Source organism: Pelotomaculum sp. PtaB.Bin117 (assembly GCF_002067195.1).
GTDB lineage: Bacteria > Bacillota > Desulfotomaculia > Desulfotomaculales > Pelotomaculaceae > Pelotomaculum_D > Pelotomaculum_D terephthalicicum.
The window spans coordinates 71,666-91,690 of sequence record NZ_MVQM01000178.1; the positions used below are offsets into that span (position 1 = coordinate 71,666).

The 20,025-nt window shown below is 49.3% G+C and carries 21 protein-coding genes; all 21 read left to right on the forward strand.

Annotated features, from left to right (window positions below):
• The first annotated feature begins 4 nt into the window (after positions 1-4).
• The 21 genes from thiH to A4E54_RS15210 all read left to right on the forward strand — a co-directional run bounded on the left by thiH (position 5) and on the right by A4E54_RS15210 (position 20,025).
• Positions 5-1,105, forward strand: coding sequence for a 2-iminoacetate synthase ThiH (gene thiH, locus A4E54_RS15110; RefSeq protein WP_240083370.1), 1,101 nt, complete (start codon positions 5-7; stop codon positions 1,103-1,105).
• A gap of 7 nt (positions 1,106-1,112) precedes the next feature.
• Positions 1,113-1,799, forward strand: coding sequence for a thiamine phosphate synthase (gene thiE / locus A4E54_RS15115; protein WP_502687947.1), 687 nt, complete (start codon positions 1,113-1,115; stop codon positions 1,797-1,799).
• Positions 1,800-1,803: 4 nt separating this feature from the next.
• Positions 1,804-3,096, forward strand: a complete 1,293-nt coding sequence (thiC, locus tag A4E54_RS15120; protein WP_286726609.1) for a phosphomethylpyrimidine synthase ThiC — start codon at positions 1,804-1,806, stop codon at positions 3,094-3,096.
• Between the two features lie 105 nt (positions 3,097-3,201).
• Entirely contained in the window at positions 3,202-3,795 is a 594-nt protein-coding gene (locus A4E54_RS15125; RefSeq protein WP_240083367.1) for a nucleoside recognition domain-containing protein, read from the forward strand.
• A 4-nt stretch (positions 3,796-3,799) separates the two neighbouring features.
• A complete protein-coding gene (locus A4E54_RS15130) occupies positions 3,800-4,330 on the forward strand; it encodes a spore maturation protein (RefSeq protein WP_240083366.1) in 531 nt (176 codons plus the stop codon).
• Positions 4,331-4,542: 212 nt separating this feature from the next.
• Complete coding sequence (locus tag A4E54_RS15135) at positions 4,543-5,973, forward strand: VanW family protein (protein ID WP_286726610.1); 1,431 nt, start codon at positions 4,543-4,545, stop codon at positions 5,971-5,973.
• Positions 5,974-6,102: 129 nt separating this feature from the next.
• Positions 6,103-6,843 carry a pseudouridine synthase gene (locus A4E54_RS15140; RefSeq protein ID WP_282442327.1) on the forward strand — a complete coding sequence of 247 codons (741 nt, stop codon included), beginning with the start codon at positions 6,103-6,105 and terminating at the stop codon, positions 6,841-6,843.
• 125 nt (positions 6,844-6,968) lie between these two features.
• Complete coding sequence (locus A4E54_RS15145; protein WP_240083363.1) at positions 6,969-7,433, forward strand: hypothetical protein; 465 nt, start codon at positions 6,969-6,971, stop codon at positions 7,431-7,433.
• A gap of 49 nt (positions 7,434-7,482) precedes the next feature.
• On the forward strand, positions 7,483-7,908 hold the full coding sequence (locus A4E54_RS15150; RefSeq protein WP_240083362.1) for a HutP family protein: 426 nt from the start codon (positions 7,483-7,485) through the stop codon (positions 7,906-7,908).
• A 3-nt stretch (positions 7,909-7,911) separates the two neighbouring features.
• The gene (locus A4E54_RS15155; RefSeq protein ID WP_286726611.1) at positions 7,912-8,976 is read left to right on the forward strand and encodes a DMT family transporter; all 1,065 of its coding nucleotides are present in this window, start codon (positions 7,912-7,914) and stop codon (positions 8,974-8,976) included.
• A 212-nt stretch (positions 8,977-9,188) separates the two neighbouring features.
• Positions 9,189-10,646 carry an anthranilate synthase component I gene (trpE, locus tag A4E54_RS15160; protein WP_240083360.1) on the forward strand — a complete coding sequence of 486 codons (1,458 nt, stop codon included), beginning with the start codon at positions 9,189-9,191 and terminating at the stop codon, positions 10,644-10,646.
• Positions 10,647-11,216: an aminodeoxychorismate/anthranilate synthase component II gene (gene pabA / locus A4E54_RS15165; RefSeq protein WP_240083359.1), complete on the forward strand. Its 570-nt coding sequence runs from the start codon at positions 10,647-10,649 to the stop codon at positions 11,214-11,216.
• A gap of 95 nt (positions 11,217-11,311) precedes the next feature.
• A complete protein-coding gene (gene trpC / locus A4E54_RS15170) occupies positions 11,312-12,109 on the forward strand; it encodes an indole-3-glycerol phosphate synthase TrpC (protein ID WP_286726612.1) in 798 nt (265 codons plus the stop codon).
• A gap of 17 nt (positions 12,110-12,126) precedes the next feature.
• Positions 12,127-13,350 carry a tryptophan synthase subunit beta gene (gene trpB, locus A4E54_RS15175; RefSeq protein WP_240083357.1) on the forward strand — a complete coding sequence of 408 codons (1,224 nt, stop codon included), beginning with the start codon at positions 12,127-12,129 and terminating at the stop codon, positions 13,348-13,350.
• Positions 13,347-14,162, forward strand: coding sequence for a tryptophan synthase subunit alpha (gene trpA / locus A4E54_RS15180; RefSeq protein WP_240083356.1), 816 nt, complete (start codon positions 13,347-13,349; stop codon positions 14,160-14,162). Before trpB ends, trpA begins: the two co-directional genes overlap by 4 nt.
• A 397-nt stretch (positions 14,163-14,559) precedes the next feature.
• The gene (gene aroF, locus A4E54_RS15185; protein ID WP_286726613.1) at positions 14,560-15,576 is read left to right on the forward strand and encodes a 3-deoxy-7-phosphoheptulonate synthase; all 1,017 of its coding nucleotides are present in this window, start codon (positions 14,560-14,562) and stop codon (positions 15,574-15,576) included.
• Positions 15,573-16,676 carry a prephenate dehydrogenase gene (locus A4E54_RS15190; protein WP_240082944.1) on the forward strand — a complete coding sequence of 368 codons (1,104 nt, stop codon included), beginning with the start codon at positions 15,573-15,575 and terminating at the stop codon, positions 16,674-16,676. The genes aroF and A4E54_RS15190 overlap by 4 nt, the downstream gene beginning before the upstream one ends.
• A 54-nt stretch (positions 16,677-16,730) precedes the next feature.
• A complete protein-coding gene (gene aroA / locus A4E54_RS15195; protein WP_240082943.1) occupies positions 16,731-18,017 on the forward strand; it encodes a 3-phosphoshikimate 1-carboxyvinyltransferase in 1,287 nt (428 codons plus the stop codon).
• Between the two features lie 210 nt (positions 18,018-18,227).
• Positions 18,228-18,458 carry a hypothetical protein gene (locus A4E54_RS15200; RefSeq protein ID WP_240082942.1) on the forward strand — a complete coding sequence of 77 codons (231 nt, stop codon included), beginning with the start codon at positions 18,228-18,230 and terminating at the stop codon, positions 18,456-18,458.
• 311 nt (positions 18,459-18,769) lie between these two features.
• Complete coding sequence (gene cmk, locus A4E54_RS15205) at positions 18,770-19,444, forward strand: (d)CMP kinase (protein WP_240082941.1); 675 nt, start codon at positions 18,770-18,772, stop codon at positions 19,442-19,444.
• 47 nt (positions 19,445-19,491) lie between these two features.
• Positions 19,492-20,025, forward strand: a complete 534-nt coding sequence (locus A4E54_RS15210) for a lysophospholipid acyltransferase family protein (protein WP_240082940.1) — start codon at positions 19,492-19,494, stop codon at positions 20,023-20,025.

Genomic DNA, 20,025 nt, shown 5'->3' on the forward strand with positions numbered 1-20,025 from the left:
GCTTATGAGTTTTTATTTGGTGCGCAAAAAATATGATGCGTTTGATTTTGACGGTTATTTCGCGAGTGTTACTGACAGGGACGTGGAAAGAGTACTTGCCAAGAATCGTTTGACTGAAACAGACTACCTTGCGTTATTATCACCCAAGGCTGAAGGACATTTGGAAAAAATGGCGCAAAAGGCTCACAGCCTTACTGTCCAACACTTCGGGAAAGTGGTTTTGCTCTATACTCCGCTTTACCTGGCCAACTATTGTGTCAACCATTGTGTTTACTGTGGATTCCGGGTGCACAGCGGGCTGGATAGAAAAAAGCTTTCCCTTGGTGAGGTTGACGCGGAGGCTAAAATGATTGCCGCGACCGGGCTGAAGCACATTCTTGTCCTCACCGGTGAATCGAGGGAAAAGTCTCCGGTGAAGTATATCAGGGAATGTGTTGAAGTTCTGAAAAAATATTTTACCTCTATCAGCATAGAAATTTATCCGCTGGAGGAACAAGAATATCATGAGCTGATTTCCGCCGGTGTGGATGGGTTGACTATATACCAGGAAGTATATGATGAAAATGTTTACGCGGAAATCCATCCGGCCGGACCTAAGCGAAACTACCGCTACAGGCTGGAAGCCCCGGAGCGCGCTTGCCGGGCCGGGAGCAGGACGGTTAATGTCGGGGCGCTCTTAGGCTTGCATGAATGGCGCGCAGAGGCTTTTTTTACCGGCCTGCACGCCGACTATCTGCAAAGTGTGTATCCTGCCGTGGAAGTGAGTATTTCGCCGCCGCGCATCAGGCCATACCCCGGGGAGTACCAGCCCTTCGTCACGGTAACTGATAAAAACTTGGTCCAGTATGTGCTGGCTTTCAGGTTATTTATGCCTAGAAGCGGAATTACAATATCCACAAGGGAAAGCGCGGAATTGCGAGAACGTCTGGTTAAGCTGGGCGCCACGAAAATGTCCGCCGGTTCCTGTACGGCTGTGGGCGGCCGTTCCAACAGCCAATCCACCGGCCAGTTTGAAATATGGGACAGTCGCGGTGTTGCCGAAATGGCGGATATGTTGTATTCCCAAGGTTATCAGCCCGTGTACAAGGATTGGCAGGTGGTTTAACGTGCCGGTGAGCAATAGCTTTGAGAGGGGCGAAAGAGATGGCGTTAAGCGCGGCCTGGCCAACTTGCTGAAAGCGGATATTTACGGGATCACCGCTGAAGAGTATTCCCTGGGCAGGAGCAATATCCAGGTGGCCGCACTGATGATCGAGTCCGGGATTAAAGTAATCCAGTACCGGGAGAAAGAAAAGACAATGCGCCGGAAATACGCGGATTGTCTGGCAATCAGAAGGATGACCGCGGATGCCGGAGTTACCTTTATTGTCAACGATCATGTCGACCTGGCCATGATGGTGGGCGCGGACGGCGTGCATTTAGGGCAAGATGATTTACCCCCTGATAAAGTTCGTGAATTGACCGGCGGAAGAATAATCATCGGGCTTTCTACCCATTCGCCGGCCCAGGCTGAAGCCGCCGTCAATGCCGGGGTCGATTATATCGGTGTGGGCCCGCTCTACGCCACAAAAACCAAAAAGGATGTCTGCGCGCCGGTGGGTTTGTCATACCTGGATTACGTGGTAAAGAACATCAAGCTGCCTTTTGTAGCCATCGGCGGGATAAAGGAGCATAACGCGGCTGAAGTGAGCAATAGGGGCGCTAAATGCATCGCGCTGGTAACAGAAATAGTGGGAGCTGAAAATATTTACGAAAAAGTAAGCGCTCTCAGGGCAGTCTTCAAACAGAAGGAGGTTTAAATCAGTGAATTATACTACCCAAATGGACGCCGCCCGGCAAGGAATCATTACCAATGAAATGACGGCGGTGGCCCAAAAGGAGCATGTGGAGGTTGCCGCTTTACGCGAATTGGTCGCCGCGGGCAAGGTGGTCATACCGGCCAATAGGAACCATGCTGGCCTCGAACCGTGCGGTATCGGCCAGGGCCTTAAGACCAAGATTAACGTTAATCTCGGCGTGTCAAACGACTGTTGCGATATGGAAGCTGAAATGGAAAAAGTAAAGTGGGCTGTGGAACTGCGCGCCGATGCCATTATGGACCTCAGTTGTTATGGAAAGACGGCGGAATTCAGGCGCAGGCTGATTGGGATATCACCGGCTGCCGTCGGTACGGTGCCGGTATATGATGCGGTTAATTTTTATGACAAAGAACTGGAAGAAATCACTGCTGATGAATTCCTGGCGGTGGTTGAACAGCACGCCAAGGACGGCGTTGATTTTATGACCATTCATGCCGGGATTAATAGAGAAACAGCCGTCAGGTTCGAGAAAAACAAGAGACTCACCAATATTGTCTCCAGAGGAGGCGCGCTTCTCTATACCTGGATGAAATTGAACAGCCGTGAAAACCCCTTTTATGAGCGTTACGACGACTTGCTGGACATATGCCGGAAATATGATGTGACGGTCAGCCTTGGTGACGCCTGCCGGCCGGGCAGTCTGACGGACGCGACCGACGCCGCCCAGATTCAGGAGTTGATTGTCCTCGGTGAATTGACTAAAGCGGCCTGGGAAAAAGACGTTCAGGTAATGATCGAAGGACCCGGCCATATGGCGTTAAACGAAATTCTGCCGAACATGCTCCTTGAAAAGAAGTTGTGCCACGGCGCGCCTTTTTATGTGCTGGGGCCGCTGGTGACAGATATAGCCCCCGGCTACGACCACATCACCAGCGCCATTGGCGGAGCCATCGCCGCCGCCGGCGGCGCCGACTTCCTTTGCTATGTGACCCCGGCGGAGCACCTGCGGCTGCCTACACTTGGTGATATGAAAGAGGGTATTATCGCCTCCCGGATTGCCGCTCACGCCGCCGATATAGCCAAAGGAATCCAGGACGCGCGGCGGTGGGACGACGACATGAGCGAAGCCAGGCGCAACCTTGATTGGGAGCGGATGTTTAAACTCGCCATTGATCCGGAAAAAGCCAGGCTGTACCGCGCTGAATCGCAGCCGGAAGACAAGGACACTTGCACCATGTGCGGCAAGATGTGCGCGGTTAGGAATGTGAACAAAGTGATTAACGGGATAATTGGCTAAAGTCGGTTTGCAGTATGCGATAACCCGGCTTCCATCATTTGTACTATTTGTCCACTCCGTGTCATAAAGTAACTGTAGATATTATTTTCGCGCGGAGGTGGCGGCGTGGTAAATCTTGTCTGGCTTGGAATGATCGTCTTGGGAATTTTAGCGGCCGGAGCAAGGGGCAATATTGAAATAGTAACCAAGGCCGCCTTGGACAGCGCCAACGACGCTGTAAAAATATCGATTGGTCTAATTGCCATCATGACTTTTTGGCTGGGTATTATGAAGCTGGCCGAAGAGGCCGGGTTGATTCGCCTGTTGGCCCGGTTGGTACGGCCGGTGATGCGTTTTCTTTTTCCAAGCGTGCCGAAAGACCACCCGGCTATGGGCGCTATCGTCATGAATCTCAGCGCCAACATCCTGGGTTTGGGCAACGCGGCAACACCCATGGGTTTAATTGCCATGCGTGAGCTTCAGAAATTAAACCGCGGCCGGGAGGACACCGCTTCCGAAGCGATGTGCACTTTTCTGGCCCTGAATACTTCCTGCGTTACACTGATTCCCACTACAATCATCGGCATTCGTCTTTTATACGGTTCGGCCGACCCGACAGATATCGTCGGGCCGACAATTATGGCAACGGCCTTCAGCATGGTGGCGGCAGTATTCGTCGACCGCCTGCTGCGGTTTTATTACACGGGCAGAAGGGGATAGCGGAATGCTGGATATTATCTCCGAGTTGTCCCGCTGGGCCATACCGGTGATCCTGCTGGTAGTGCCCCTGATTGCCGCCCTCCGCCGGGTTAAAGTCTACGAAGCTTTCGTGGACGGAGCGGAAGCAGGTTTTACCACAGCGATCAAGACGATTCCCTATCTTGTGGCAATGCTTGTGGCAATAGGTATTTTCCGCGCCTCGGGAGCGATGGAGGTGCTGGTTGCCACGCTTTCCCCGGTGCTTAATATTGTCGGCCTGCCGACTGAGGTGCTGCCGCATGCCATCATGCGCCCTCTTTCAGGCGGAGCTGCGCTCGGCATCGCGTCAGATATTATTAAAACATACGGCCCGGACAGCTTTCTGGGACGTCTGGTATCTACCATGCAGGGCAGCTGCGATACAACTTTTTATGTACTGACTCTATATTTCGGGTCGGTAGGAGTAAGAAAGTATCGATATTCGGTAGTTTTAGGTTTAATTTCCGATTTGACTACCCTGGTTGCATCAGTATTTATAGTGCGCACCTTTTTTTAAGACACATTGTTAACTTCTTAAATTAGCTACTTTACAGCAATAATTAGGGTTATGCTGCTAATATTAAGAGATATTCAAAAAAAAAAATTATTTACATTATTTACCAGTAGCATTATAATACTATTCAGTTGTTATGTTTGCTTTAAAGCTATGTTATTGCCGTAATGGTGGGACTTATGTTGTTTAATAATGTGAAAAAGGGGAGTGTGTCGTTGAAAAGATGTGGTTTAATTTTATTAACTTGTCTTTGTTTAATTGTTATCGGCAAAGGTCCGGCATTTGCCGCACCATCAAACAAGGCCGTTTTTGTGGTTAACAGTCAAAGTTACATGTTAAACGGTGCGGTTTTTCAGATGGATGCGGCGCCTTATACCGTGCAGGGGAGAGTTTTGATACCTTTGCGCTACCTTGCATATGCTCTGGGGCTGGACGAAAAAAATGTTGTTTGGGACGCTGCCGGGGAAATTGTGGAATTGCGAACAGAGAATAAAAAAATAAAACTTGTTGTAAACAGCAGTACTATGTTTGTAAATGAAAAAAGCTTTAGGATGGATGTTGCCCCAATTCTTAAAGATAATCGTGTTTATCTTCCCGCCAAGTGGGTGGCTGAAGAATTGGGATACTCGGTGGGCTGGGACGATAGACTTAACGCGTTGCTGATTGGCGCGCCGGGGAATTTGCCTGACCCGGGATCAATTCCGTTAAAGATAATTCCTGTCAATGTCAGGCAGTGTGAATTTTCAGAGTCAGATTTATTTTTAAACCAAAAGATATCATCCAGCTCAATTCTGTTTTACGGTGAATACGCAAACGTTTATAATGCCGGCGTGGCGGCGGATTATGTGAACGGTTTTGTTCTAGAGCCTGATCAGGAGTTTTCGTTCAACAAAGTGGTTGGGGAAAGAACGAGGCAAAGAGGTTTTATCGTCGGCCACGACATTTTAGAAAATTTAACGGTTGGCGGTGGTGTTTGCCGCACGTCCACTGTTCTCTTCCAGGTGGCCAGGGATGCCGGCTTTACAATATTGGAAAGGCACCCGCACTATCTGCCCGTAGCATATACTCCCGCCGGCACTGACGCCAGTGTGAGCTGGGGTTGGATGGATTTAAGATTTATCAACAATCTCCCGCATTCAGTAATAATTTATTCCGGTTTGCATGAAGAAGAAGACAACGGCCGCCGTCTTTGGGCTGAACTGTGGGAAAGAAAACCTTTGAAAAAGATCGACGTGGCTGTTTTAGTTAAAGAGCCGGGCTCAAGTTGGCCGGAAAACATTGAACAAACACGCCTGGTCGCGTTGGAAAAAGATGATGTTTCCTTCATCTCGCTAGAACAAATGAGCGATTTGCTGCGCCTCTCCCCGGAGATAAACGTGGCGCAGGGAGGAAGAAGCGCTGCCGCCGTGCGGATAAATAATCAGTTGATTAGTTTTGCCGAAGGAAATAAAATGGCAACAATAGATAATGCCGAATACCAACTTAACGAGGCTCCCTTTTGCCTGACAAACAGCAACTGTAATTTTTGGCTGCCGCTTGAGGATTGGGGGAATCTAACCGGAGCGGAGGTCGTATGGATAAACGGCGGGCCGCCTTCGATTCTGTTCAATTTAAGCGGTACCGGCTTAGATGGGAGAAAGCTGTGAGAAACGGGTAATGTTATGGAATGTTCAATTATTTGACAAAATTTAGTTTGTTATATAAACTTTTAAAAGGACATCAAATCTAAGATGTTCTTATTTTTTGCCGGTGCTTATACTGGATGGTGAATTAAGCTGGAACGCCTTCAAAAAGTTATGTCACGGGCCGGGGTCGCATCCAGGCGGCGGTGCGAAGAGATGATCGTTGCCGGCATGGTTAAGGTGAACGGAGAAGTTGTCACTAAACTTGGCGCCAAGATAGAGCCGGGCAAAGATAAGGTCGTTGTAGCCGGCGAGACGTTGTCGCTCACAGATGATAAATATTATTTGGCACTGTATAAACCCCGTGGATATGTGAGCACGCTGCACGATGAGAAGGGCAGAAAAAAAGTAACAGATTTGCTTGATGGTTTTGACGGGCGTGTTTACCCGGTTGGCAGACTTGATTATAACAGTGAAGGTTTGCTTTTGCTTACTAATGACGGTGACTTGACATATGCCTTGACTCATCCCAAGCATCATATACCAAAAACTTACCTGGTCCGAGTGGCCGGAATACCCGCATATAATCACTTGGAACAAATGGCCAGCGGTCTTATCCTGGCAGACGGACCGACAGCGCCTGCAAAGATTAACCTGGCTGAGGTTTCGGAAGGAAATGCCCTCCTGGAAATCACCATTTTCGAGGGCCGCAACCGCCAAATCAGGCGCATGTGCGAGAACATCGGCCATCCGGTGTTAAGGCTTCTGCGCACACGCGTGGGCAACATCAGCCTGGCAGGCTTGCGCCCGGGACAATACCGCAGCCTGAGCGCCAAGGAATTGGCCTTACTAAAAAAATCGGCCGGTCTGGGCAAAGAACCCCGGATATTATAAAAAGGCATGGTTGTTGCAGCAAGGGTTATTGTTACAAAGATCACCTTGCGTTAAGCAGGATTTTAGTTGTTCGAGTAGAATTACCTAATCCATGCGCGCACCTAAAGACTTAGGAGGAGATTTTTTTGTCAAATATCCAGAGTGGGGACGGCGTTGATAGAAATGGGATTCTGGTCAAGGTTCGTCTTGATTTTAAAGGCACAGGCAGGACTGGACGCTTTTTATTTGGCGGAAAAACTACAGATAAAGCGGCGGAGGAGGCCAGGGAGCAACAGCTTACTCTTTTCCGCAACGTGCCGATGCAAGGAATTCATATTATTGATATTGACGTCAGTACAGAGGTTTACACAGTTTACGATGACATAGCCAACTCTGAAGTTGCTTATGCCCCTCTGGTGCTTACGATAAAAGCTGATAGTCTGGAGAATATTATTCGTTTTATCGCCAGGGAAGATTTCCGGAAAATAGAAGTTCTCGATCCGGCCTCAATATCACTGAGCCACAATGATATCGAAAGAATTCTCTTTAAAATTTATGAGGAAATGAAGGATTTTCGTTTGTGGTTGGAAAGGAAATATAATTTAAGATAATGTTATATTGAATTCACTTGTTATTTTCATGGGACAGGAGGTGTATGCCATGATCCTTCACGGAAGCCGGAAAATAGCGCGGATAGCTATTGAGATGGCAATGACCGAGAGCAGGGAACAGGAGAAGGAATATAAGGCGCGTTTTTCTAATGAAGGGATTAAAACAGCGGCTGTTGATTGCGGGGGAGATTTTGTCTCGTCTGTAAATAAGATGATTGAACGGGCGGTGGTGGCCTCCAAACGCGAGGGTTTGATCAAAGAGATGCATGCTGACGAAGGAGCGGTTGCGGGAGCGGCCAGGGAAGCGTTGTCCCAGCTGATACCCAAGGCAATGGGGCTTAATGTCGGCGGAAAAATCGGAATTGCGCGAAAAGACGACCATATCAGCGTAGCGGTGTTCTTCGGTGTAGGCTTGCTGCATCTGGACGAGGTGGCCATCGGACTTGGACACAGGGCCGTTCCAAACGCTAAATGAGCTATGAAAAATATTTTTCCCAAATTGCAAGCTATAATCGCTGCTGTCTTATTCGGAATAAGTGCTCCTTTGGCTAAATTTCTTTTAGGCAATATTGAACCAGTCTTGTTAGCGGCACTTTTATACCTTGGGTGCGGCTTTGGCTTATTATTTCTCAGATTGATACAAAAGTTTGCAATAAAGCAAATTGCCAAGGAAGCAAATCTCGCATTAAAGGATTTGCCATGGCTCACAGGCGCAATACTGGCCGGTGGGGTGGCGGCGCCAATTATATTGATGATAAGCCTTAATAACACTCCAGCAGCAACAGCATCATTATTATTGAATTTTGAGGGGGCTGCCACCACTGTTATTGCAGCAGTAGCTTTCAAGGAAGCACTCGGAAAAAGGGTATGGGCTGCGGTTGCGCTAATAACTTGCGCCAGTATTATCTTAACGTGGGACATAAATGGAGCCTGGGGTTTTTCTATTGGTGCAGTGGGAGTTATTGCAGCATGCGCTTTCTGGGGAATGGATAATAACTTTACGAGGAATATTTCAGCTAAAGACCCTGTGGCAATTGTTATAGTAAAAGGCATAGCTGCAGGTACTGTCTCACTTATTATTGCTTTATTTTTAGGTAACAGCATTCCCGGCCTGAAAATTGTTTTAGCATCACTTATTCTTGGCTTTTTCAGTTACGGCATAAGCATTATCATGTTTATATTTGCCATGCGCAGTCTGGGAGCTGCCAGAACAAGTGCTTTTTTCGGCTCTGCCCCTTTTATTGGTACAATAATTTCCTTGCTTTTATTCAGAGAGCGGCCGGAAGTGAATTTAATTCTTTCATTACCGGTCATGATAGTCGGTACCGTTTTTATTCTCTGGGAGGATCATGTACATGTCCATAAGCATGAAAGGCTTGAGCATGCTCATAGACATACACATGATGATAACCATCATATTCATGAGCATGCTCATGAGTATGACGGGGAAAAAAATAAGGAACATACTCATTGGCATATACATGAGGAACTGGAGCACGAGCATCCACATACACCGGATATTCATCATAGACATTTACATTGAAAATGCGGATATTCTTTGTAGATTATGCTTGGCCCTGTTGTAAAAAATGCTTGACACTTAGTTTTCACTGTGCTAATTTGGTTATAGTCAAGGATAGGTGAGTTGAGAAAAGGATAAGTTGAGCTGAGATGAGTCGCGGGTACAATTATTTCTAAAATTAACCGGTACTCATTGGAGTGCCGGTTTTTGCTTTTTTAAAGGGGGGAGATTTTTTGAACGTCCCGGGCAGACAGGATTACTTGCTATTGAGCAAAAAATATGACCTGATTCCGGTTTGTTTGGAAATTAACGCCGATATGGACACACCAATCAGCATTTTTAAAAAAATATCAGCAAAAGGTCCGTCTTATCTGCTGGAAAGTGTTGAGGGCGGCGAGAATCTGGCCCGGTACTCATTTATCGGTATTGATCCTTTCCTCATCTTTACATCCGACGGAGACGAGTCGCGGATAACCAGCGGCTGCGATGTTAAAGAAGTAACCGGCTCGCCTCTGGCAAGCCTGGAACAGCTTGTTTCAAGTTATCGTGTCTACGGGGGAGAAGCTTTGCCCCGCTTTTTCGGCGGCGCGGTGGGCTACCTGGGTTATGGAATAGTCCGGTATTTTGAAAGGATAAATATAACCCGAAAGAATATGCCTGACCTTCCGGAGAGCGGCTTTATCTTTGCCGGTACGGTGTTAATTTTCGACCATGTCAAGCACACATTAAAAATAATCGTCAACAGTATGCCGGGTGCAGAAGCGGAAAAAACATATGACCAGGTTGAATTCAAGCTCCAGAGTGTGATCAACGCGGTAAAAAGTAATATTTCGTTTGAGGACAGCAGGTTTAAAAACATTACTGCCGCCCCGTTTGAAGCTAACATGACCAGGGAAGATTTTATCAAGCAGGTGGCGCGGGCGAAGGAATACATCAAGGCGGGGGATATCCTGCAGGTGGTTTTGTCCCAGCGCTTCCGGATTCCTTTCCGGGGGGAGCCGTTTGATGTTTACCGGAAACTGAGGGCTGTCAACCCCTCGCCGTACCTTTACTATCTTGACTTCGGCGCGTTCCAGGTAATCGGCTCTTCGCCTGAGATGCTGGTAAGAGTGGAAGACGGTATTGTGGAAACATGCCCCATAGCCGGCACCCGGCCTCGCGGCAGGGACAAGGATGCGGACGGGGCGCTGGCGGCGGAATTGCTGGGCGACGAGAAGGAGAGAGCCGAGCACTTGATGCTGGTGGACCTTGGACGCAACGACATCGGCAAGGTATGCAGGCCGGGAAGCATCGAATTGCCGCGTTTTATGGAAATCGAAAAATTTTCTCATGTTATGCACATAGTGTCAAATGTGAGAGGAAAGATGTCATCCGGCAATAACTGCTATGACGCCTTGCGTGCTTGTTTCCCGGCGGGTACGGTCACGGGGGCGCCCAAGGTGCGGGCCATGGAGATAATTGATGAATTAGAGCCCGACGGGAGAGGGATCTACGCCGGCGCGGTCGGATATCTGGGTTTCACCGGGAACCTGGACGCGGCAATCGCCATCAGGACTATGGTTATCCATGACGGCTGCGCTTATGTTCAAGCCGGCGCGGGAATAGTGGCGGACTCAGACCCGGAAAAAGAATATGAAGAAACAATGAATAAAGCCCGCCCGCTGTTGAATACCATCGGGGAGGTTGGATAAATGGTTTTAATGATTGATAATTATGATTCATTCACTTATAATTTAGTGCAGTATCTGGGTGAACTTGGTGAAGATGTCCGGGTTTACCGCAACGATCAGATAACCTGTGGTCAGATTGAAAGAATTGGCCCGGATCATATAATTATCTCTCCCGGGCCCTGTTCTCCCGGCGAAGCCGGCATATCACTGGCGGTAATCGAGCATTTCGCGGGTGTTGTGCCAATCTTGGGGGTTTGCCTCGGCCACCAGGCTATCGGGCAGGCCTTCGGCGGCAAAGTGGTGCGGGCGAACCGGCTGATGCACGGAAAAACCTCGCCTATTCATCATCATGACGGCGGATCGCTTTTTCACGAAATACCTTCTCCTTTTACCGCGACCAGATACCATTCTCTAATCGTTGAAAGGGAAAGCCTGCCGGATTGTTTTGAACTGACCGCGTGGACCGAGGAAGGCGAAGTGATGGGTATTCGCCACCGGCGGTACGCTGTGGAAGGTGTTCAGTTTCACCCGGAATCAATTCTGACGGAGCATGGGCATAAAATCTTACAAAACTTTTTAACTCGCAACTAAAGAGATATTGCCAGGAGTCAGAATAAATAAAAGAATGGTATATCGTTCGGGAATATTCGAATTCTGAATGCCTGAATTATAAAGGTGGCCTTTCATTGATCTTATCAAAAATTATTGCAAACAAGAAACTGGAACTGACTGCGATTAAGGAAGAAACATCAATAGAGACTTTACAAGCGATAATACCGACGCTGCCTCCACCACGCCCGTTTGGCCCGGCGCTGCGTTTGCCCGGGCAAGTGGCGATAATTGCCGAAGCTAAAAAAGCTTCGCCTTCAAAGGGCATTATCCGCCGCCAGTACGCACCCGAGCAACTGGCGCGGGCCTATGAACGCGAAGGAGCGTCCGCGATATCGGTATTAACCGAAGAAAAGTTTTTCCTCGGTCACCCGACCCATTTAACGCTGGTGAAAAAGGCTACGAGCATACCAGTTTTACGAAAAGACTTTATTATTGACTCTTACCAAATTTATGAGTCACGTGTTCTTGGGGCTGATGCCATCCTGTTGATTGCTGCGGCGCTCAACCGGGAACAACTGGTTGAGTTTCAGGAAACAGCTGCCGGGTTAGGCCTGTCTTGCCTGGTGGAGGTACATACGGAATCCGAATTGACTGATGTCTTGTCGACCGGTGCAACCGTTATCGGCATCAACAACCGCAACCTGAATACTTTTGAAACTGATCTCAGGGTGACTTTCAACCTGAGAGATCTAATAAATAATGATCAAATTACAGTTGTTTCTGAAAGTGGCATCAAAAATCATCAGGACATCCTGGAACTGCAGAAAAATGGGGTGCACGCCGTGCTGGTGGGTGAAGCGCTGGTGCGTTGCCAGGATCCCGGCGCCGGCCTGAATCAGCTGAAGGGCGGACGAGGTCCGGATGATCTGTGATAAGGAGGCGTCATATAATGAAGAGTGCATCGGATATAAAGGATAATGGCTTTATTTTGCCGGATAATCGTGGATACTATGGCTTTTATGGCGGCCGTTTTATTCCTGAAGTGTTAATGCCGGCGCTGGAAGAGCTGGAAAAAGCCTATGCGGATGCCGGGGAGGACCCTGAATTCCATGAGGAACTGGAGGGCTACCTGAAACATTATGTCGGCAGGCCTTCACCCTTGTATTTTGCGGCAGGTCTGACCAGGCATTGCGGAGGAGCGAAAATATTTCTCAAAAGAGAAGACCTGAACCATACCGGAGCGCACAAAATCAATAACGCAATCGGCCAGATTCTCCTGGCCCGCCGGATGGACAAGGGCAGGATAATCGCGGAAACGGGCGCCGGCCAGCACGGGGTGGCGACGGCCACCGCCGCCGCGCTGTTTGGCTTGCAGTGCGCTATTTATATGGGAGAAGAAGATATCAGGCGGCAAAGCCCCAATGTTTTTCGCATGCGGCTGCTGGGCGCGGAGGTTGTCCCGGTGACAAGCGGCAGCAGGACTTTGAAGGACGCGATGAACGAAACCATCAGAGACTGGGTTACCAATGTGCGGGACACTTACTACCTGATTGGCTCAGTCGCCGGCCCGCACCCATACCCGCGGATGGTCAGGGACTTCCAGTCGGTAATTGGCGAGGAGGCTAGGCGGCAGGTGCTGGATACAGCCGGGCGGCTGCCGGATTATATCCTGGCCTGTGTCGGCGGCGGCAGCAACGCAATGGGCATGTTTTACTCATTCCTTGCCGATCAAGAGGTGCAATTAATCGGCATTGAGGCCGCGGGGCGCGGGCTGGACACTGCAGAGCACTCCGCCACGCTCAGCCGGGGTTGCCCCGGAGTGCTGCACGGTTCGTACAGCTACATTTTACAAAATGATGACGGCCAGATTACAATACCCCATTCCATCGCCGCGGGACTTGATTACCCGGGTGTCGGGCCGGAGCATGCTTATCTTAAAGACTCCGGACGGGTGCAGTATACGACGGCCACCGACTCGGAAGCACTGGCGGCTTTCCAATTGCTTTGCCGCACTGACGGAATCATTCCGGCGCTTGAAAGCTCACACGCGATAGCCGAAGCGGTCAAGCTGGCGCCGTCTCTTTCATCTGAAAAGATCATCGTGGTAAACCTCTCCGGGCGTGGAGACAAAGATATACCCGCGGTGGCGGGTGAACCGGGGGTGAATATATGAACAGCAACAGCGTCATTGAAGGGCGTCTCAATAAGCTGCGGTCGGCAGGGAAAAAAGGCTTGATTACTTTTATCACTGCCGGCGACCCCGACCTGTTCAGCACCGTGGATTTGGCGCTGCGCATGGATGCGGCGGGAGCGGATATAATTGAACTGGGAGTGCCGTTTTCCGACCCCCTGGCGGATGGTCCGGTGATTCAGCAGGCTTCCAACCGGGCTCTGGCCGCAGGGACCACATTGGCAAAAATCCTGGAGACAGTTAAAACGATAAAACGCAATTGCGGGGCGCCTGTAGTTTTAATGGGTTATTGCAACCCCTTCTATAGATTCGGACTCGACAGGTTTATAGCTGAAGCGGCTTCGGCAGGTGTAAGCGGATTAATTGTGCCTGATTTGCCGCTGGAGGAATCAGGTCCGCTGTTGCGTCTGGCTGAAAAGGAAGGGCTGGACCTTATTCCTCTTGTTTCGCCGGTCACTACCGAGCAGAGATTAAGCAGAATAGCTCCAAAGGCGATGGGATTTGTATATTGCGTCTCCGTTACAGGAGTAACCGGCGCCAGGAAGGAGATCGGGACTGACATATCCGGCTTTACCGGTAGGGTGCGCAGCCATACTTCCTTGCCCCTGGCCATAGGATTTGGCATCGCGGACCCGGAACAAGGAGCGCGGATGTCCAGGTATTGCGACGCAATCGTGGTGGGAAGCGCCATTGTTAAATTAATCGCCGACAGTGCAAGTTCTCAAGCTGCCGGAATAGCGGTGGAGAACCTGACCAGGGAATTTAAAACCGCGTTGCTGAACAGTGTTAAATAAACAGCGGCAAAAATCCAGTTGCGATAACTGGATTTTTTGTGTTAGTATAAAATAAATGTAGTAGTATGGGTTATTACGGCAGGTTATTAGGGTTATACAGTAAGTTTCTTGCCCGGCGGAATTCCCGCAGGCGCTCTAAAAACAAAGAAGCATGGTAGGACGGTAGGGAGGCGATAAGAGATGTTCTTATGGTCTGGTTAAGCATTCCTCCGTGGGATGCTTTTTTTAACATCAGTAGTCGGAATAAGAATGGTCTATAACTCGTAATATACCGCTCTACAAAAGCTATATATCATTTTCATATATTCTTAATGGTGAAGCAAAGCTTCATCGGCGTCCGAGTATATAAATACCGGAATAGTAGATATTTATTTTAAAGCTCGAGGAGGAATAAATTTTGATTATCATTATGGATCATCATGCCGATGATGATAAAATAGAAGCGGTAATAATCAGGCTTAAAAAAGCGGGGTTTCAGATTCATTTGTCTCGTGGTGTCGAACGCGCCATTATCGGCGCAATCGGGGATAAGACCCGTCTTGGAGACATCGGTTTGGAGGCTTTGCCCGGTGTGGAAAGGGTTGTGCCCATTCTTCAACCATATAAACTGGCCAGCAGGACATTTCACGAAGAAGGTACTGTCATTAAGATAGGCGGTCTGCAAATAGGCGGCGATGCCGTTCATGTGGCGGCCGGCCCTTGTGCTGTGGAAAGCCGCAAACAGGTCCTGGAAACGGCGGAAATTGTCAAAAAAGCCGGCGCCACCATACTCAGAGGAGGTGCTTTTAAGCCCCGGTCGTCACCTTATTCCTTTCAAGGGCTGGAGGAGGAAGGACTGAAATTTCTGGCCGAAGCAAGGGACCTTACCGGTCTTTTGATTGTAACGGAAGTGATGGACGTGCGCGCCGTGCCGATGATCGCTGATTATGCAGATATTTTGCAAATAGGCGCCCGCAATATGCAGAATTTTTCATTGCTGCGGGAAGTGGCCAAAGTAGACAAGCCAGTGTTATTGAAAAGAGGACCTTCAGCTACCGTCGAGGAGTGGCTGATGGCCGCCGAATATATTATGTCCGGCGGTAATTATAATGTAATCCTGTGCGAGCGGGGCATCAAAAGCTTTGAAAATTATACCAGAAATACTCTGGATCTGACCGCTGTCCCTATTGTAAAATATCTTTCCCACCTGCCGGTGATAGTAGATCCCAGCCATGCCATCGGCAAATGGCGCTTTGTGCCTTCAATGGCCAAAGCGGCTGTCGCCGCCGGCGCCGACGGGTTGCTGGTTGAAGTACACCCGAACCCGCCCGAGGCTTTATGCGACGGACCTCAGTCACTCACTCCGGCGAACTTTATGAAAATGATGTCAGAGTTAAAACAAGTTGCAGCGGCAATGGGGAGGAGAATACTGTGAACCCCGATTTTAACCGGGTGGCGATTATCGGTGTCGGCTTGATCGGGGGCTCCCTGGGTATGGCGCTGTGCGCGCGGGGCCTGGCCGGGGAAGTGGTCGGGGCGGGATCGTCAAACGAAAGCCTGCGCTTGGCCGTTGAACTCGGCGCCATCCACCGTTTTACCGATTCAATTGCTGATAGCGTGAACGGGGCTGACTTAATCATCATCGGCACTCCTGTAAGTGTGACGATAAAGGTTTTGAAAGAAATTATTCCCTACCTTTCCCCGTCTTCGGTTGTAACGGATGTCGGGAGCGCCAAGGCTGCTATTGTCCGTGACGCCGCCCGGCTTTTACCGCCCGGCGCAAGCTTTATCGGCGGCCATCCGATGGCCGGCGCTGAACGGCCGGGAGTGCGGGAAGCCGACCCGTATCTTTTTGAAAACGCCTTTTATATTCTTACTCCAACTCCTGAAACACCTCCGGCTGCGGAAATCAAAGTTGGGAAACTGGTTGCCGGAGTGGGAGCCAAAGTAATTAAGATGGAACCGGAACAGCATGACCAGGCGGTCGCGGCGGTCAGCCACCTGCCCTATCTTATTGCTTCATCGCTGGTTAATACCGTGGCGCAAATGCCCGGCAGCGACAGTATTTTGCCCCTTGCCGCGGGCGGATTCCGGGATACCACCCGGGTTGCCTCCAGCAAGCCGGAGATGTGGCGGGATATTTTGCTGGCCAACCGGGAGCAGGTGCTTGACATGATTAGGCGTTTCCGTGAAGAACTCGTCACATATGAAAACGCCGTCGCCGCCGGTGCCGGAACGAATATCCAGAAAAAGCTTGAAAGCGCCAGAGATGTTCGTTCCGGCCTTCCCGCGAAGACAAGCAGATATCTTTCCAGCCTTTTTGAGATTATAATTACGGTGCCGGACCGGCCCGGCGCAATCGCCGCATTTGCCGCTCACCTGGCAAACGCGGGCATAAATATCAGCGATATTGAAATAATGCGGGTGCGTGAAGGTGAAGGCGGCACTATCAGAGTGGGTTTCGCCGCTCAAGAAGATCTGGCTAACGCCTTCAGTGTGCTCAAGGAAAAAGGATATACCGTCAGGAAAAAGTAGGTACTGTTCCTTGATTATGATCTTACTGAAAGCACCTTGATGGGGGGGAATTGCATGGACCTGCATATCAAACCGGCAGGCGCTTTAAGGGGAAAAGCGGCGGTGCCGGGTGATAAGTCAATCTCACACAGAGCGGTAATGCTGGGGTCAATTGCTGAAGGCGAGACGTTGATAGAGAATTTTCTCCCGGGAGAAGACTGTTTGTCAACAATTGACTGCATGAGGAAGCTAGGTGTTGAGATAGAAGGTCCGGATAACGCCGTGGTTAGAGTACGCGGCCGGGGCCTGGACGGTCTTGCCGAACCGGAAGATATCCTGGACGCCGGCAATTCGGGTACCACTATGCGACTGCTCCTGGGTATTTTGGCAGGGCAGCCGTTTTTTAGCGTAATTACCGGCGACGCTTCGTTAAGGCGTCGCCCTATGGCCCGGGTTACCGGACCGCTGAGACAAATGGGCGCTGGAATAGCAGGAAGGCAAGGTGCGAACCTGGCTCCCCTGGCTGTAAGGGGCGGTAACCTGAAACCTTTTTATTTGAAAAGCGCCGTGGCCAGCGCCCAGGTCAAGTCGTCAGTGCTTTTGGCCGGCTTATATGCAGAAGGGGCGACTACGGTGAGTGAGCCGTACCGCTCCAGGGATCATACGGAAAGAATGCTGGAATACTTTGGCGCCAAGGTGGAGATTAACGGCAATAAGATTTGTTTAACCGGCCGTCCTTGTCTCAAAGGACAAAAGGTGGTTGTTCCAGGAGATATTTCTTCAGCATCCTTTCTCATTGTCGCAGCTTCAATAATCCCCGGATCGGACATCACCCTGCCTGGAGTTGGGATAAATACCACCAGGAGCGGGATACTGGATGTGCTGCGGGAGATGGGCGCTTCTATTGAATTACTTGAACGGCGGGATGAAGGCGGAGAGCCGGTTGCGGACATCAGGGCGCGCTATGCCGGAGCACTATCCGGGGTAACTGTCGGAGGTGAAACCATTCCCCGCCTGATTGATGAAGTGCCGGTTTTGGCGGTAGCCGCGGCACTGGCCGAGGGAGTCACAGTAATTAAGGACGCTGCTGAGTTAAAGGTAAAAGAAAGTGACCGTATTGCCACCGTCGCGACAATGCTGGGCATGTTTGGGGCCGATGTGGAACAACTGCCGGACGGCCTCCTTGTGCGGGGCGGACGTCAGCTTAAAGGCGCCGTTTGTGAGAGCCACGGCGATCACCGCATAGCCATGGCAGCGGCCGTTACCGGACTGGCGGCAGAGGGAGAAACCTTGGTGCGCGGAGCGGAATGTATTGATGTGTCCTTTCCGGGCTTTGCCTCTATTATAAAAAGTGCGCATTAATATTTTATGGTGTGTCAATATTATGTTTACCGTAGGTGAAGCTTGGGATAAAATAATGATATTAGTATGGAAAAGCCTTATTAAAACTTGGGAGGAAATTTCATAATGGAAAAAATCAGCATTACTGTATTCGGATCTAATGCGCCTGTGCCTTTAGATAGTTGCTGAAACCCATCCCCTGAAGCCGCATGTTGCGGCCCAGCAAAAACGATGCAAGAAGAAGCTGAAGATTTAAAAGAATTTCTGGTGAAGAATTTTGGCGAAGCCATAGGTTATGCTTATGTGGATGTGCAAAGCGCTGAAATGGAGAATTACCCTAATATCAGTGCGATCCTGGATAGAGTAAGGCTCCCTTTGACTGTTATTAATGGTGAGCCCCGCTTCCATGGCGGTTTTTCAAAAGAAATGATTTCGGAAGCAGTTAGCGAAATGATGCAATGATTACATTTATTCCTTAATTATCACTTTGATTCAATGAAAAGGGTACTGTTAAAACAATAGTTTAAACAAACATGACATCTGCTTGGCTTTTTGGCGGATGTTTTCTTTAATGGATTGTGCTGTAATGGGTATTAAAAAATATTCAGGTAGAATAATATAATCTAGATATTTTTTGCCTATAATTTAAATGATTCTGATATATTAGGATAATAAATTAGGTTATTTTGTATCCATCCTGTTAAAAAAAAGGTAAAAAATCAATTATGTCGAAATAACTTAAGTTGAAAATACATTATGAATCCGGAGGGGTTATGGATTCGAAGCCTAACATTGCCATAGACGGGCCTGCCGGAGCCGGCAAGAGCACTGTGGCCAGGATGGTTGCCGAAGAACTTGGATATTTATATATAGACACGGGTGCAATGTACCGGGCAATAACATTGAAGGCCATTCGCGAAGGGCTTGATCTGCATGATCCTGTTGCCGTTGGTGAAATGGCGGAAGCCGCCAACGTAGAGCTTGTTGCCGGAGATGATCGCAATTTAAAAATATTGCTGGACAGTGAGGACGTCACTGAAGAGATACGCAGCCCGTACATTTCTCAAAACGTTTCTCTAACCGCCAGTATTCCAGCGGTAAGAAAGCATTTGGTAAAGTTGCAGCAAGCTATGGCCAAACGAGGCGGGGTGGTAATGGAGGGACGGGATGTCGGAACAGTCGTTCTTCCGGACGCGCGGATTAAAATTTATCTTACCGCTTCAACTGAAGAGAGGGCAAGGAGACGCAGGGAGGAACTAATTGGCAAAGGCTACCATGTCAATCAGGAGCAGATGGAGATGGAAATATGTGAGAGGGATAGAATCGATACTACCAGAAAGACCGACCCCTTGGTTCCAGCTCCGGACGCGGAAATAATCGACAGTTCTTTTTTTACTGTCGATATGGTTGTAAAAATGATTATAGACCGGGTTTTGGCGGTGAGATAAAAGTGTTTTATAGTTTTGCCCGGTCTATTTGCCGGGTTGTTCTATTATTGTTAAGGCGTTGGGAAATATGCGGATTGTCTAATTTGCCGGCGGAAGGCGGACTGGTGCTGGTTTCTAACCATACTAGTTACTGGGACCCGGTTGTTGTCGGTTGTGCCATTAACCGGAGAGTTAATTACATGGCCAAATCAGAGCTGTTTGATATCCCTTTGCTAAGCACGTTCATTCGTGCCGTGGGCACTTTTCCGGTTAGACGGAATCAATTAGACCGGGCAGCAATCCGTACGGCGATGAAACTATTAGATGAGGGCCAAATTGTAGGCGTTTTCCCCGAAGGAACCAGGAGTCATACCGGCCAATTGTTAAAGCCGCATTTGGGTGCGGCTATGCTGGCTTTAAAAGCGGGGGTGCCATTTTTGCCGGTAGCCATTAAAGGTTCAAGAGGGGTTTTGGGCAAAGTAAGGGTGAATATCGGCAAACCGGTATTTTATCAAGCAGGCTCAAAAGTTTCGCGGCTGGATATGGAAAAGGCCAGTAATAATATGATGGAACAAATAGCTGATTTACTTAAAAGTTGCTAA

What these genes read in the sequence shown, in the direction of transcription:
- pabA (WP_240083359.1), top strand. Translation starts at nt 10,647, where the DNA reads ATGGTTTTAATGATTGATAATTATGATTCATTCACTTATAATTTAGTG.
- A4E54_RS15130 (WP_240083366.1), top strand. Translation starts at nt 3,800, where the DNA reads ATGCTGGATATTATCTCCGAGTTGTCCCGCTGGGCCATACCGGTGATC.
- cmk (WP_240082941.1), top strand. Translation starts at nt 18,770, where the DNA reads ATGGATTCGAAGCCTAACATTGCCATAGACGGGCCTGCCGGAGCCGGC.
- trpB (WP_240083357.1), top strand. Translation starts at nt 12,127, where the DNA reads ATGAAGAGTGCATCGGATATAAAGGATAATGGCTTTATTTTGCCGGAT.
- A4E54_RS15200 (WP_240082942.1), top strand. Translation starts at nt 18,228, where the DNA reads ATGCAAGAAGAAGCTGAAGATTTAAAAGAATTTCTGGTGAAGAATTTT.
- thiH (WP_240083370.1), top strand. Translation starts at nt 5, where the DNA reads ATGAGTTTTTATTTGGTGCGCAAAAAATATGATGCGTTTGATTTTGAC.
- trpA (WP_240083356.1), top strand. Translation starts at nt 13,347, where the DNA reads ATGAACAGCAACAGCGTCATTGAAGGGCGTCTCAATAAGCTGCGGTCG.
- A4E54_RS15150 (WP_240083362.1), top strand. Translation starts at nt 7,483, where the DNA reads ATGATCCTTCACGGAAGCCGGAAAATAGCGCGGATAGCTATTGAGATG.
- A4E54_RS15155 (WP_286726611.1), top strand. Translation starts at nt 7,912, where the DNA reads ATGAAAAATATTTTTCCCAAATTGCAAGCTATAATCGCTGCTGTCTTA.
- aroA (WP_240082943.1), top strand. Translation starts at nt 16,731, where the DNA reads ATGGACCTGCATATCAAACCGGCAGGCGCTTTAAGGGGAAAAGCGGCG.